16 protein-coding genes are annotated in these 12,792 nt (G+C 73.0%); 4 read left to right on the forward strand and 12 right to left on the reverse strand.

Going from position 1 to position 12,792, the window contains the following annotated elements:
- Entirely contained in the window at positions 1-468 is a 468-nt protein-coding gene (locus HTZ77_RS13245; protein ID WP_175589848.1) for a hypothetical protein, read from the reverse strand.
- Between the two features lie 252 nt (positions 469-720).
- Here HTZ77_RS13245 and HTZ77_RS13250 point away from each other — a divergent pair, with 252 nt between their 5' ends.
- Complete coding sequence (locus tag HTZ77_RS13250) at positions 721-2,787, forward strand: cellulose binding domain-containing protein (protein WP_175589849.1); 2,067 nt, start codon at positions 721-723, stop codon at positions 2,785-2,787.
- 94 nt (positions 2,788-2,881) lie between these two features.
- Here the strand turns inward: HTZ77_RS13250 and HTZ77_RS13255 are convergent, their stop codons facing one another.
- Positions 2,882-3,910, reverse strand: a complete 1,029-nt coding sequence (locus HTZ77_RS13255; protein WP_175589850.1) for an NADP-dependent oxidoreductase — start codon at positions 3,908-3,910, stop codon at positions 2,882-2,884.
- Positions 3,911-4,052: 142 nt separating this feature from the next.
- On the opposite strand from HTZ77_RS13255, the gene HTZ77_RS13260 reads away from it, so the two are divergent.
- Positions 4,053-4,898, forward strand: coding sequence for an SCO6745 family protein (locus tag HTZ77_RS13260; protein WP_175589851.1), 846 nt, complete (start codon positions 4,053-4,055; stop codon positions 4,896-4,898).
- On the opposite strand, the gene HTZ77_RS13265 is transcribed toward HTZ77_RS13260, so the two are convergent.
- The 4 genes from HTZ77_RS13265 to HTZ77_RS13280 all read right to left on the reverse strand — a co-directional run bounded on the left by HTZ77_RS13265 (position 4,895) and on the right by HTZ77_RS13280 (position 6,871).
- Positions 4,895-5,710 (reverse strand): transcriptional regulator domain-containing protein, encoded by an 816-nt coding sequence (locus tag HTZ77_RS13265; protein ID WP_175589852.1) that lies wholly within the window; start codon positions 5,708-5,710, stop codon positions 4,895-4,897. The two genes, HTZ77_RS13260 and HTZ77_RS13265, sit on opposite strands and share 4 nt — an antisense overlap.
- Before the next feature lie 91 nt (positions 5,711-5,801).
- Positions 5,802-6,245, reverse strand: a complete 444-nt coding sequence (locus tag HTZ77_RS13270; protein ID WP_175589853.1) for a GNAT family N-acetyltransferase — start codon at positions 6,243-6,245, stop codon at positions 5,802-5,804.
- 87 nt (positions 6,246-6,332) lie between these two features.
- Positions 6,333-6,560 (reverse strand): hypothetical protein, encoded by a 228-nt coding sequence (locus HTZ77_RS13275; RefSeq protein ID WP_175589854.1) that lies wholly within the window; start codon positions 6,558-6,560, stop codon positions 6,333-6,335.
- An 11-nt stretch (positions 6,561-6,571) separates the two neighbouring features.
- Positions 6,572-6,871 (reverse strand): hypothetical protein, encoded by a 300-nt coding sequence (locus tag HTZ77_RS13280; RefSeq protein WP_175589855.1) that lies wholly within the window; start codon positions 6,869-6,871, stop codon positions 6,572-6,574.
- Positions 6,872-7,350: 479 nt separating this feature from the next.
- Here HTZ77_RS13280 and HTZ77_RS13285 point away from each other — a divergent pair, with 479 nt between their 5' ends.
- On the forward strand, positions 7,351-8,439 hold the full coding sequence (locus tag HTZ77_RS13285) for a hypothetical protein (RefSeq protein WP_175589856.1): 1,089 nt from the start codon (positions 7,351-7,353) through the stop codon (positions 8,437-8,439).
- Positions 8,440-8,450: 11 nt separating this feature from the next.
- Here the strand turns inward: HTZ77_RS13285 and HTZ77_RS13290 are convergent, their stop codons facing one another.
- The 3 genes from HTZ77_RS13290 to HTZ77_RS13295 all read right to left on the reverse strand — a co-directional run bounded on the left by HTZ77_RS13290 (position 8,451) and on the right by HTZ77_RS13295 (position 9,239).
- Positions 8,451-8,816, reverse strand: coding sequence for a DUF4260 domain-containing protein (locus tag HTZ77_RS13290; RefSeq protein ID WP_175589857.1), 366 nt, complete (start codon positions 8,814-8,816; stop codon positions 8,451-8,453).
- Positions 8,817-8,907: 91 nt separating this feature from the next.
- Positions 8,908-9,039, reverse strand: coding sequence for a hypothetical protein (locus HTZ77_RS47430; RefSeq protein ID WP_268959984.1), 132 nt, complete (start codon positions 9,037-9,039; stop codon positions 8,908-8,910).
- Positions 9,036-9,239 carry a hypothetical protein gene (locus HTZ77_RS13295; protein ID WP_175589858.1) on the reverse strand — a complete coding sequence of 68 codons (204 nt, stop codon included), beginning with the start codon at positions 9,237-9,239 and terminating at the stop codon, positions 9,036-9,038. The genes HTZ77_RS47430 and HTZ77_RS13295 overlap by 4 nt, the downstream gene beginning before the upstream one ends.
- Positions 9,240-9,410: 171 nt before the next feature.
- Here HTZ77_RS13295 and HTZ77_RS13300 point away from each other — a divergent pair, with 171 nt between their 5' ends.
- Positions 9,411-10,670: a C39 family peptidase gene (locus HTZ77_RS13300; protein ID WP_175589859.1), complete on the forward strand. Its 1,260-nt coding sequence runs from the start codon at positions 9,411-9,413 to the stop codon at positions 10,668-10,670.
- A gap of 136 nt (positions 10,671-10,806) precedes the next feature.
- Here HTZ77_RS13300 and HTZ77_RS13305 read toward each other — a convergent pair whose 3' ends face one another.
- From HTZ77_RS13305 to HTZ77_RS47435, 3 genes are all read right to left on the reverse strand, one after another.
- The gene (locus HTZ77_RS13305) at positions 10,807-11,592 is read right to left on the reverse strand and encodes a hypothetical protein (protein ID WP_175589860.1); all 786 of its coding nucleotides are present in this window, start codon (positions 11,590-11,592) and stop codon (positions 10,807-10,809) included.
- Between the two features lie 70 nt (positions 11,593-11,662).
- Positions 11,663-12,259 (reverse strand): SLATT domain-containing protein, encoded by a 597-nt coding sequence (locus HTZ77_RS13310; protein ID WP_175589861.1) that lies wholly within the window; start codon positions 12,257-12,259, stop codon positions 11,663-11,665.
- Complete coding sequence (locus HTZ77_RS47435) at positions 12,256-12,756, reverse strand: DUF4231 domain-containing protein (protein WP_175589862.1); 501 nt, start codon at positions 12,754-12,756, stop codon at positions 12,256-12,258. Before HTZ77_RS47435 ends, HTZ77_RS13310 begins: the two co-directional genes overlap by 4 nt.
- Between the last annotated feature and the right edge of the window lie 36 nt (positions 12,757-12,792).

Raw genomic sequence — 12,792 nt, forward strand, 5'->3', positions numbered from 1 at the left:
CTACTTGGAGAGGTAGAGGACCTTCCAGGTGCCCGCGTACAGGCAGGTGTCGGAGGGCTTGGTGGCGCTCCTGGGCTGCGCGCAGACCTTCAGCTCGACCTGGTAGACGTCGTGGTGGCTGAAGGAGAACCGCTTCGGACCGCCGTACGAGCAGTCGCGGAAGCTGTGGTGCATGAACGGCAGGTTGTTCGAGGAGTCCCGGTACGTGACGCGGAAGACGGCCCAGCCGCAGGTCGCGGTGGAACGGGTGTTGTCCTGGACCGTCCCGGCGATCTTGACGACGTCGGCGGCCGGGATGTCGGCGTGGTCCTCGCCCGAGGCGGCGAGGGTTCCGGCGGCCTTCGCCGCGTGGCCCGGGGCGTAGTACGGGCCCCAGGAGGTGGCCGCGGCCGCCTGCGCGGCGGGGGCGAAGGCGATGAGGGTGGCGGCGAGACCGGACAGAGCGATCAGGGGACGCGCGATCGACATCGGAGAGTTCCTCTCTCGTGACTGACCTCTCGTGACTGACCGCAATGTCCGTCATACCGCTTTCAACCGGCTTGCGAGGTGGCGGCAGGCTCAGGCGCACGGGTGAAACTTTCACGTCCGGATCTCTGGTCCCCGGCCGTCCACCGGCGTCTTCTCGCACGTGCCGGGCCCGGCCGCCAGTGATCCTTTACAGGCGGCCGGGGCGGACCCAGCATGAGGCCACCTCGATCACCGCGCGTCGATTGGACCCCCATGCGGACTCACCGGCTCTGCGCCGCCACCGCCTCGACGGCGCTCCTGGGCGCCCTCGTCCTCGCCGGGCCGGGCACGTCCGCGGCGAGCGGGGCCGAGGCGGCAGTGAAGATCACCGTGAACGCCAACGCGGGCCTGGCGACGATGCCCGACACCGGGTTGGGGATCAACGACGCGATCTGGGACAAGGAGCTGGGCACCACCGCGGTGTCCGACCTGCTGAAGAGCGCGGGCGTGCGGATGGTCAGGTACCCGGGCGGCTCCTACGGCGACATCTACCACTGGAAGACCCACACCGCGCCGGGCGGCTACGTCGCCCCGGGCACCGACTTCGACACGTTCATGGCCGCCCTCCAGTGGACCGGGGCGCAGCCCATGATCATCGCCAACTACGGCACCGGCACGCCGGAGGAGGCGGCCGACTGGGTGCGGTACGCCAACGTCACCAAGAAGTACGGGGCCACGTACTGGACGATCGGCAACGAGAACTACGGAAACGGCCACTACGGCTCGGAATGGGAGGCCGACAACCACCCGGACAAGAGCCCCACGGCGTACGCGAACGGCGTGGTCGCGTTCGCCGACGCGATGAAGGCCGTGGACCCCGCCATCAAGGTCGGCGCGGTGCTCACCATGCCGGGCAACTGGCCGGACGGGATCGTGGCCGGCGGCGACCCCGCCACGTGGAACCAGACCGTGCTGACCGTCGCCGGCTCGAAGATCGACTTCGTGGACCTGCACTGGTATCCGGGCGGGAGCACCGCCGCGGAGTCGCTGGCCAAGCCGGAGCAGATCACGGACGCGGTGCACCTGGCGCGGGAGCAGATCGCCCGCTACGCCCCGGCCGACGCCGGCCGCATCGGCATCAGCCTGACCGAGACGAACGTGGGCGTCGGCCCGAACACCCAGCCGGGCGCGCTGTTCCTCGCCGACGCCTACAGCGGGCTGCTGGAGAGCGGCGTCTTCACGGTCCAGTGGTGGAACGTGCACAACGGCATCGGCACGGTCTCTACGGTGGCGGGCCGGACCGACTACGGCGACTTCGGCCTGCTGTCCAGCGGCACCTGCCTGGCCGACGGCACGACCTGCGAGCCGCCGCTGAACACGCCGTTCGCGCCGTACCACGGCCTGACCATGATGAACGCCTTCGCCCGCCCCGGCGACCGGTTCGTACGGGCCGGCACCGACGACCCGCTGGTCACCGCGCACGCCGTACGCCGCCCGGACGGCGACCTGGCCGTGCTGCTGGTGAACAAGGACCCGGACAACGCCCGCACGGCCGCCGTCGCGTACACCGGCTACACCCCGGCCGCCGCCGCGCCGACCGTCCACACGTACGTCAACGGCGGCACCGGAGTCACCACCGCGCAGACGGGCACCGCGACCAGCCGGACGCTGCCGCCGTACTCGCTGACCACGCTCGTGCTGCACCCGGCGAGCCAGGTCAGCGGGGAGCCGGGCGCGCCCGGCCGGCCCACCGCGTCCGCCGTCACCGACCGCACGGCCACCGTCACCTGGCCGGCCGCCACGGCGGGCGGGCACCCCGTCGCCAAGTACGAGCTGCACCGGCAGAACGGCGCGATCGACGAGCAGCTCGGCGAGACCACCGGCACGTCGTTCACCGTCGCGAACCTGACCCCGGGCACCCGCTACACGCTCAACGTGCTGGCCCGCGACACGGCGGGCAAGGTCAGCCGGCCCTCGCCGCCGCTCACGTTCACCACCGGCAGCCCGGCCACGAGCACGTGCACGGTCAGGTTCACCGACAACAACGACTGGGGCAACGGCTACGTCGCGGGCGTGGACATCACCAACAACGGTCCGGACGCGATCGACGGCTGGACGCTCACGTTCGACTGGCCGACGGCGTGGCAGCGGATGAACGGCGGCTGGAACGCGACCTGGGAGCAGAACGGCCGCACGGTCAAGGCCACCAGCCTGGACTCCGGCGGCCGGCTCGCGGCACGCGGGGGGAGCGTGAGCGCGGGCTTCGTGGCCGGGTACACGGGCCCGAACCTCCTGCCGCCGGTCTTCACCCTGAACGGCACGGTCTGCCACACGGCCTGACGACGCTCCCCCTCCATGCCGCTCTGCTCCTCGACGATGCGGCCGAGACGGCGGGCGGCCGAGACGGCGGGCGGCCGAGATGGCGGGCGGCCGGTCACCCGGCGGCTTCGCTCGCGGGTGTGAGGCGGATGAGCATCTTGCCGGTGTTCGCGCCGCGCAGGAGGCCGAGGAAGGCGTCGACGGCGTTGTCGAGGCCGTCGACGACGGTCTCCTGGCTGCGCAGGGTTCCCTCGCGCAGCCAGGAGGCGGCGAGCCGGGCGTACTCGCCGGCCAGGTACTGGTGGTCGCTGACGAGGAAGCCGCGCAGCGTCAGCCGCTTGCCGACGGCCAGGGCGAGGTTGGTGGGGCCGGGGACGGGCTCGGTGGCGTTGTACTGGGAGATGGCGCCGCAGAGCGCGACCCGCCCGAAGGTGTTGAGCGCGTCGAGGGCCGCCTGCAGATGGTCGCCGCCGACGTTGTCGAAGTAGACGTCGATGCCGTCGGGCGCGGCGGCCGCGAGCTGGCCGCCCAGGTCTCCGGCGCGGTAGTCGATCGCGGCGTCGTAGCCGAACTCCTCCACCAGGCGCCGGGTCTTCTCCGGGCCGCCGGCGGAGCCGATGACCTTGGACGCGCCCAGGTGGCGGGCCACCCGCCCGGCCACGATGCCGACGGCTCCGGCCGCGCCCGAGACGAACACGACGTCGCCCTCCTTGACCGGCGCGACCTCCTTGAGCCCGGCGTAGGCGGTGAGCCCGACCATGCCGAGCGCGCTGAGATAGGTCCGCGCGGGGGCGATCTCGGTGTCGACGACCCGCGCGTGGGAGGCGTCGAGGAGCGCGTGGTCGCGCCAGCCGCGGGAGTGCAGCACGGTCGCGCCGACCGGCACGCCGGGGGCGTTGGAGGCGATGACGGTGCCGACCGCGCCGCCGTCCATGGGCGCGCCGAGCCGGAACGGCGGGACGTACGACTTGACGTCGTTCATCCGGCCGCGCATGTAGGGATCGACGGACAGCCAGTCGTTGCGCACGAGGATCTGTCCCTCCTCCGGGTCGGGCAGCGTCGACTCGACCAGCTCGAAGTCGGCCGGCTTCGGCTCGCCGACGGGACGGGCGATCAGGTGGACCTCACGGCTGGTCACCGGCATAGCACACCTCCAGATTTCCGTTTCATGCATTTATGTCCAGTTTGTCGGTCGAGTCGGGCGATCATTGACTCGGCCTCACGTACCGAACTAGATTCTAGATACCGACTGGTCGGTTAACCTGGGTCACCCGAGGACGGAGCGCATGAAGGCTGCACGGCAGGCATGGCGGCGACTGGAGCCCGTCCACGGCATGATCTACTTCGTCCCCGAGGCGACGCGCCGCTACGCCGAGCTGGGGCTCAAGAGCCGGGCCGGGTACTTCGCCTCCCGGAGCGCCGCGATGGGGCGCACCTCGGCCGAGCAGGTCATCGCGACGTTCTACAACTTCTGCCCCGATCTCGTACGGCGGGCGCTCCCGGCCGCCTGGGACGTCGTCACCCCCGAGGACATGCTGACCGCCCGGTCCGACGCCGCCGCCGAGGCGCTTCGCCGGGCGGGCGTCCACGAGCTTCCCCATCTGGACGAGACCGTCGGCCTCGCGCGCCGGGCGGCCCTCGCGGCGTGCGAGCACCTGGAAGGTCGCCCGCTGTTCGCCGCGCACGCCGCCCTGCCGTGGCCCGAGGAGCCGGTCCGGCAGTTGTGGCACGCCCAGACGCTGCTGCGCGAGTTCCGCGGGGACGGCCACATCGCGGCGCTGCTCACCGAGGGCGTCGGCGGCCTGGAGGCCCTGGTGCTGCACGGGGCCAGCGGCGAGGTGCCCTCGGCGGTCCTCCGGATCAGCCGCGCCTGGCCGGAGGAGGAGTGGGCCGCCGCCGTGGACCGTCTGCGCCGGCGCGGCCTGCTCGGCGAGGACGACACCCTCAGCGCCGAGGGCACGGCCCTGCGCCGGCACATCGAGGACCGCACCGACGCTCTCGCGCTTCCCGCGTACGGCGCCCTGGGCGAGGAGGGCTGCGAGCGGCTGGCCGAGCTGGCCCGCCCGTTCGGCCGCGCGGTGGTCGATGCCGGGCTGCTCGACCTGAGCGGGCTCCGCAAGTCCGAGGACTAGGCCTGTTTCGGCGGCCGCGTCGAGATCAGGAAGAGGGCCGAGGCGGCCAGGAGACAGACGAATCCCAGCGCGGACAGCGCCATGACCAGGCCCGGCGTGCTGACGGCCGGCATGCTGAGCGCGATGACGCCGAAGACCGCCACCAGCAGGTGTCCCCAGACCCGAGGCTGGATGCGACTGACCGGCCGGCGGCTGAGCAGGGCCGGCGTCCGCCCGGTGACCCACGTGTAGACGCCGGCCGCGAGGTGGACGACCACCAAGACGCCGATGACCACTCGTAGCACCGTCCCGAAGTCCATCGGCGTCAGCCCCCTCTCCCGCGGGACAGACTGCCGGACGGGCGGACGAAGATCAAGGCCGGGCTGGTGCCGGTCCGGTCCGGGGCGTTTGGCGGCGAGGGCGATCACGTCCGCCGGCTCGTCCAGCTCCCCCGGGTCCTCGGTCAGCCGGGCGACCGCCAGGCGGATGTGCGGGCGGCCCGGGCGTACCAGGTAGCGGCTGCCCGGGGCGGCCGAGATGCCGTGCGCGGCGAGCGTGACCAGGGCCTCCGGCTCGTCGTGGACCGGCACCCACAGCACCAGGCTGTCCCGGCCGCCCGTCGTCACCTCTCGGGCGGCGAGGCGGGTGGCGAGCGCGGCGCGGCGCCGGGCGTAGGTCTCGCGGGCCCGCTCCAGCTTGCCCATGTCCGGGTCCGCGAGCAGGCCGGCCAGCGTGTCCTGCAGGATGCGGCTGGTCCAGCCGGTGCCGTAGCTGCGCAGCACACGGACCCGCTCCACCGCGCCCGCCGCCCCGCCGATGACGGCGAGCCGCAAGTCAGGGCCGTATGACTTCGCCCGCCGAGGTGCTGGACAACCCGAGCAACCCGCGCACCCGGGCGTTCCTCAGCAAGGTCCTCTGAGGCCGCTACAGCGGGTGGGTGAGCAGGCGGCGGCCCTCGTCGCGGAAGCCGCGCCGGCCGTAGTAGGCGAGCAGGTGGCTCACGTCGTGGCCGTTGGGCGCGACGACGATCTCGACCGCCGTGCATCCCCGTTCGGCGGCCCAGCGGAGGCTGTCCTCGATGAGCCGCTCCGCCTCGCCCCGCCGGCGCGCGTCCGGGACGACGTACAGGTCCTCCAGCTCGGCGAGCGACCCGGATTCCAGCCCGAACGAGGTCGTGGTGATCGCGAACGCGACGGCGCGGCCCTCCTCCTCACTCACCGCGACGCGGGCGGCGGGCGAGGCGACGAGGTGGGCGAGGTTGGCGCGCAGGTCGTCGCGCGAGGTGGTGAAGCCGTCCTCGGCGTAGAAGTCGACGGCCATGGCGAGCAGGGCGGGCAGGTCGCCGGGGAGCGCGGCGCGGATCGGCATGCGGGCCATGATGACCGCCCCGCCGGCCTCCGGGCCAGCGGATTTCCGCCCGCCCGCCCTGTGAAGGACGGGGGGCGGGGCGGGCGGTCAGGCGGTCGGTGGAGCGTCCCTTCCCGGCGTACGGGGTTGCAGGTGGCGGGCGACACCCGCGACGCACGCCGTGATCGCCGCCAGGAGGGCCATCGCGCCCTCGACGCCGATGCCGGCGCGCAGGAGCAGGACCGCCGCCCCCGCGACGATCACGACGACGACGATCACGGCGGCCCTTGCCCCGGGCGCGGGCAGCGCCGGGAGGTGACAGTGCGAAATGCCCATCGGAGATCCTTTCAACAGGTGGGTCGGCGTCGCCCGGGAGACGGCGGGCTGCCGGACGCGGTCTGCTCGTCGGCCCAGAACTCGATCAGCTCCTCGGGGGTCAGCCGGTCGGCGGGGCGGCCGGGCGGGGTGCGGCCCGTGGCCAGCGCCCAGGTCGTCACCAGGAGGATGAGGAGCTGGTCGTCGTCGTGGGCCCACGGCCCCGGGGGACGACCCGGCCGCCGGTCTCCGGTGACGCGCAGGAAGGTGTGCGGAGCGGCGGCGGCGCACGGCATGAGCTTCTCCATCGTCGGCGGTCGGGACGCGCTCAACACTGCCGAGGCGACGGGCTCGGGTGCCACCGATGCAAACACCTCCGGACAACTCCGGAGCAGATAGCGCTATATCCGGATAAGCGTGTCAATGCAGTGACGCGTGTCGTCCGGAGCCGTTCAGCGTCGTTCAGTGTCGGCCGGTATCGTCCGGAACCGTCCGGAATGATGCGGAATGATGCGGATGTGTACGCGGCGGGACGTCGGCGCGGGAAATCTTGGGCGGCGCGGTCACCGGTTGATCCCGGACGATGGGAAATATCGGATCTCGCCGTGCTTGTGCGTCCACTGGTGCCAGGATGACTTCAGTTATTCGCCGTTTATCAAAGATCACTCATTTTCCGGCTGGGACGATGGCTGAACTACCTCACGACGGGGCCCCGTACCCCTTCGTCATGCGGCTCAGGGAATTGCACGCGCTGGCCGGATCCCCTGCGCTGTCCGAGTTGTGCCGGTTGTCACGCTCCAACAAGGCATGCATGGAGCTGAGGAAGAGCACCGTCTCCGACGTCCTGACCGGCAAACGGAAGCGGGTGCCGAAGTGGACGTTCGTCCACTCGTTCGTCACGACCTGCGCCACGGCGGCCGAGCAGGGCGGCCTGGACGTGGGCGGCATGGGCGACATCCAGGCGTGGTACGTGTGCTGGCGGGCCGCGCACGACGCCGCCGCGCTCACCCCGCTCCCCGCGCTGAGCGGCGCCACGGCGCTGGCCGTCGCACCCCCCGCGGCCGTCCTCGCGCCACCACCCCAGCCGGTCCCCGCCGACTACCCACCGCGGCCCCAGCCGGTCCCCGCCGACTACTCGTCGCGGCCCCAGCCGGTCCCCGCCGACTGCCCGCCGCGGCCCGTCGCCGGGTCGGCTCCGGCGGTCGGCGCCGAGCCCGCGGACCCGGCTTCCGGCGTGCTGCCGTGGCGGCCCCGGAGGTCCGTCCCCGGCGACCTGCCCGAACCGCACCTCCTGCATGCGGGGCCCGGACCAAGCGAACGGCCGGAGCCCGTGCCCGACGAGGGGGCGGAGCCTTCGGAGCCCGTGTCCGAGGAGGAACGGGAGCTGCTGCGGATCTACGGCAGGACCGGGCTGCGCCTGCTGCGCGAGAGCGACCCCGCCGACGGCCGGGACTGCATGCGGCTGGCCGTGGTCACGCTGCTGAGGAACCACCCGGACGTGGCGCGCGACTGGCTGCGCCGGGCCGGGGACGCGGGCAGGCACGAGGCCACCGAACTGTTCAACCACCCCAGGCCCGAGGACCGCGCCGCCGGGCACGCCTACCTCCACGGCATCGGCTACCAGGAGGCCGAGCCGCCCCGGGTCAGTTACGCGATGTTCTTCTTCCGGCTGGCGGCGGCGCGGGGTCACGCCGGGGCGGCGTTCCGGCTGGCCAAGGCGCACCGCGCCCACCGGGAGGACTGGACGGCCGAGAAGTGGCTGCGGCGCGCCGCCGAGGGCGGGGACCCGCTCGCGGCCTCCGTGCTGGACGGCGCCCGGTCGGCCACGGGCGGGATCGACCCGGCCCTGCTGGCGGACCTGCTCGACCGGATGCCCGCGCCGGAGGTCCCGCAGGCATAGGGACGCGGGGGTCAGCGGGGCGGGGAGGTCGGGCGGCGGCCCAGGGCGCGTTCGACGGCGATGCGGGTGAGCCACCCGAGCCCCGCCGTGAACAGGGGCGGCCAGGAGACCTGCCCCACGGAGTAGCCCACGAGGATCGCCAGCGGGATCCACACCCTGTGGACGGCCCCGTACAGCGGGCCGGGCTGACGGACTCCCGCGAACCTTGCCAGATCGGGCAGCACCAGGAACACCAGCATGGCCAGCGTGGTCGGCAGGCCGTACTTCTGGCTCTCGAAGATCGCGAAGGCGGTCAGGAAGAGCGCGAGCGCTCCCCAGGCGATCCTGCGCGCCCACTCGGCGGCGCCGGGAGGAGCCGCCGGACTCTCGGTGGTCACGGAGGCAGCGTAGTGACCCACCAGATTCCGGGTGATACCGGGCAGGGGTGGCGAGCGCGGGGAGGGGGTCCGCGCTCGCCACGATCTCAGCTCAGGAGCCCAGCGTGTCGGTCCAGCCGGCCTCGTACGTCGTCACCGACGTCTTGCCCTTCAGCGGCTTCCCGTTGACGGTGGTGTCCACCGACGCCCCGACCGCCAGCATGGCGCCGGTGTCCACCGTCACGCCGTACCTGGCGTCGACGTTCTTCCTCTGTAGGTGTACGTCAGCTTCACCGTGCTCCCGCCCTGCTTGGCCCGCTCGACGCCGGACATGCCGGACAGCGCCTGGTACGCGGCGACGCGGACCGGCTTCGGCGCCGGCAGGTCGTAGAGCAGGCGGGCGTACGCGCCCTTCACCCAGATGTCGAAGTCGGAACGGGTCAAGAGGAATCCTCTTGACGGCTGCGCAAGCGAGTCACGGGCTGTTTACAGCCTGTTGACCCGGCGGTCGGCACCCACCGCCCTTGCTGGGCATACGTAGATCTCCCGATGTGCCGACATACCCGATCTGTCTAATCTCGGCCGCGTCGAGCGGCGTCCGAGCAAGGTGGGTTGATGCGCGCGTTATCCATGTTGGTCTCCACCGTCCTGGTGGTCACGACTCTCACCTCCCCAGCCGCTGGAGCGGTCCGGGCCAAACCGGCGACCGGCACCTCGGACGTCGCCTACCGGCGCTCCGACTTCTCCACCGGCACCCCCGAGGGGACGGCGGGCGACGGCAACGGCCTGACCTTCGCCTCCGCGATCGGCACCACCGACTACACCGACGCGCTCGGCACCAGGACGTGGGAGTACGCCCGCTGGACCGGTCCCGAGGAGCAGATCGGCTTCCCCGCCACCGAGCTGATCGCCTCCTGGACCGCCGACATCCCGGCCGGGAGCTGGATGCAGGTCGAGGCGCGCGCCCGCAACTCCGCAGGGCTGACCAAGTGGTACGTGCTGGGCCGCTGGGCCTACGGCGAGGACGCCATCCGCCGCACGTCGGTGCCCGGCCAGGGCGACGCCGACGCCACCGTCTCGGTCGACACGCTGGTCGCCGCGGCCGGCCGGCAGATCGACGCCTACCAGCTCCGCCTCACCCTCTACCGGACGCCCGGCTCCGGCGTCACGCCCCGGGTGCGCACGCTCGGCGCGATGGCCTCGTACGTGCCCGAGCGCAAGACCGTGCCGGCCAGCCCGGCCGGCGGCGCGTGGGGCGTCGAGCTGCCCGTGCCGCGCCGCTCCCAGAACGTCCACGAGGGCCACTACCCCGAGTGGGACGGCGGCGGGCAGGCCTGGTGCAGCCCCACCTCGACCACGATGGTCCTCGGCTACTGGGACAGGTGGCCGAGCGCCGAGGACACCGCCTGGGTGGACCCCGCCGACCCGAACCCCGAGGTCGACTACGCCGCCCGCTACAGCTACGACCACGCCTACCAGGGCGCGGGCAACTGGCCGTTCAACACCGCCTACGCGGGGCGCTACGGCATGGACGGGTTCGTGACGCGGCTGCGCTCGCTCACCGAGCTGGAACGCTTCATCTCCGCGGGCATCCCGGTGATCACGTCGCAGTCGTTCAAGAAGGGCGAGCTGCCGGGCGCCGGGTACGGGACCAACGGGCACATCATGGTGGTCGTCGGCTTCACCGCCACCGGCGACGTGATCGCCAACGACCCGGCCTCCTCCAGCAACGACGCCGTGCGGCGGGTCTACCCGCGGGCCGACTTCGAGAACGTCTGGCAGCGCAGCTCCAGCAGCGGCGGCATCGTGTACGTCATCCACCCGCCGGGGCACGCCTTGCCGGCGAACATCCCGGGCGTGCCCGCCAACTGGTGAGCCACGGCCCCTGCCTCCTCAGGCTCCGGGGCCCGTGAAGTCAAGCCTCCGTGGCGTCACGGGCCCGTGGGGGCTGCGAGCCCGTGAGGTCAGGCGCCCTTGGTCCCCGTGGGGTCGAGCGCTCTTGGTCCCAGGGTCACGGGCGCAGGGTCGTGGGGTCGATGACGCGCAGGCGGGGGTCGGCCGGGTCGTAGCCGAGGCGGGCCACCAGGTCGCCCGTGCCACCGGGCCCGTCACCCGCGCGCCCGTCCCAGACGACGACCGCCCGGGGCCCGGGGTCGAGCGCGCGGGCCGTCTCGACCATCCGCGCGTTGGCCCGCGCGAAGACCCGCGCGTCCACCTCCGCACCGACCCGCGCGCCCGTCCCGGACCCCGCCTGTGCGTCCACCTCCGTATGGACCCCCGCACCCGGCGCGGCCCCCGCATCCGCGTCCGCCTCCGCATGGACCCCGGCGCCCTGCAGGGCCTCCGCCTGCACGTCCGGCGCGGCAGTTGAGCGTGCCCCTGCCTGCGCGTCCGGCGCGGCCGTTGAGTGTGCCCCCGCCCCCCACTCAGCGTTCGGACGAGCGTGCGCGTCCGGCGGGGGGAGGACCTGCGCCCGGGCGGTCACCGCCGCGAAGCGCTCCCGCCACTCGGCCCCGGCGGGTCCGGGCATGTCCACCGACTCCCGGACGAAGTCCTCCGGCGGCAGAGCGAGGCACACCACGACCCGGGCACCGCGCCGCAGTGCCAGCTCGGCACCGATCAGGTCGGCGCCGCGCGCCCCGCCGCACACGACCGTGGTGCCCGGCCCGATCCCCCACTCGCCGAAGACCGCGTCCATCTCGGCCGCGACCCGGCCGGCCACGCTCTGTGGGAAACGCGGTGGCCGACGGTCAGGCATGTCGATGAGATGGCCGCTGACGATGAGCGCGCGTGTCACCGGTCCATCATGACGCACCGGCCTTCCCAGCCCCCTATATCGACTTATCCGGAAACCGGGCGTTTCGGGGTCATTTTTCGGGATCGGCGAGATGGGGGGCCACGGCCGGCTCCTCCGGCGCGGCGGCGGATTCCTCCCTCTGCACCAGGAGCTGCCCCCACTGCCCGTTCTCGGTGCGGAAGATCTGCTCGATGCGGTCCATCTCGGCGGTCACGTCGGCATCCGGCCCGGCCGCGTCCCAGTCGATGGCCGCCGCGTCCAGGTTGAGCGCGGCGTCACCGTACAGCTTCTCCAACTGGGCGAACCCGATGAGCGCCTCGAACCCCGTCACCGCGCCCGCCAGGGCCGCCAGCACGGCCGCCGCCACCCCGCACGCGGCCCGCCCGGTGCCGGCGGCGAACTGCCCCGCGACACCGGCCAGCGCCGACAGGAACAGCAGCAGGTTGCGCACCATGAGCGCCTGCCGGTGCGCGGCCGCGTACTCGTCGGCACGGGCGTGGTAGAACGCCTGCTGGTCGGCGATGCGCAGCTCCCGATAGAGCGCCCGGAACGACGCATCCCGGGCGCTCACCTCCACGGGCCCGCCGCGCACGGGCACCTCCCGGGCGCTCACCTCCGCGAGCCCGTCGTGCCGTGGCGCCTCCACCGGGCCGTCGCGGTCGCTCATTCCGGCTCCTTGTCGGCGTGGATCGCGTGCACGGCCCGGCGCAGCGCGATGTCGCGGTCGCGGCCGGCGTACGGCCCGGCCATGGACAGGTAGCGGAAGTGCAGCGCCCGCAGCCGCTCGGCCTTGGCCCGCGCCTCCAGATAGCTGCGCAGCGTCTCGCTCTCCCCCGCGTACCGGGCGCTGGTGGCCAGCGCGACGCCCACGACGGCGAGCAGGATCGCGGGCCACCGCTCGCCCGACAGGATCGCCTGGAGCCCGCCCAGCCCGGTGATGAGCGCGGAACCGAGCAGCACGAGCATCTGCTGGCGGCGGTAGCGGTTCTGGTCGCGCAGCGCGATGGCGTCGTAGCGGGCGAAGGCCGGGGCGACCTCCCGGTCGAGGACCGCGAAGTCGGCGGCCAGCTCGGGGTGGGCGGCGCGCTGTCCGGGCGGGATCACGGGGGCCGAGACGGCGGAGGAGCGCAGCCGGGGAAATCTCGCGAACAATGCGTGCCGCACGCCACCTCCAGATCCCGGAAAGGCTCACCTGAATGT

The organism is Nonomuraea montanisoli (assembly GCF_013363975.1).
In the GTDB taxonomy this organism is placed as follows: domain Bacteria; phylum Actinomycetota; class Actinomycetes; order Streptosporangiales; family Streptosporangiaceae; genus Nonomuraea; species Nonomuraea montanisoli.

What these genes read in the sequence shown, in the direction of transcription:
- HTZ77_RS13245 (WP_175589848.1), bottom strand. Translation starts at nt 468, where the DNA reads ATGTCGATCGCGCGTCCCCTGATCGCTCTGTCCGGTCTCGCCGCCACC.
- HTZ77_RS13250 (WP_175589849.1), top strand. Translation starts at nt 721, where the DNA reads ATGCGGACTCACCGGCTCTGCGCCGCCACCGCCTCGACGGCGCTCCTG.
- HTZ77_RS13255 (WP_175589850.1), bottom strand. Translation starts at nt 3,910, where the DNA reads ATGCCGGTGACCAGCCGTGAGGTCCACCTGATCGCCCGTCCCGTCGGC.
- HTZ77_RS13260 (WP_175589851.1), top strand. Translation starts at nt 4,053, where the DNA reads ATGAAGGCTGCACGGCAGGCATGGCGGCGACTGGAGCCCGTCCACGGC.
- HTZ77_RS13270 (WP_175589853.1), bottom strand. Translation starts at nt 6,245, where the DNA reads ATGCCGATCCGCGCCGCGCTCCCCGGCGACCTGCCCGCCCTGCTCGCC.
- HTZ77_RS13275 (WP_175589854.1), bottom strand. Translation starts at nt 6,560, where the DNA reads ATGGGCATTTCGCACTGTCACCTCCCGGCGCTGCCCGCGCCCGGGGCA.
- HTZ77_RS13285 (WP_175589856.1), top strand. Translation starts at nt 7,351, where the DNA reads ATGGAGCTGAGGAAGAGCACCGTCTCCGACGTCCTGACCGGCAAACGG.
- HTZ77_RS13300 (WP_175589859.1), top strand. Translation starts at nt 9,411, where the DNA reads ATGCGCGCGTTATCCATGTTGGTCTCCACCGTCCTGGTGGTCACGACT.
- HTZ77_RS13310 (WP_175589861.1), bottom strand. Translation starts at nt 12,259, where the DNA reads ATGAGCGACCGCGACGGCCCGGTGGAGGCGCCACGGCACGACGGGCTC.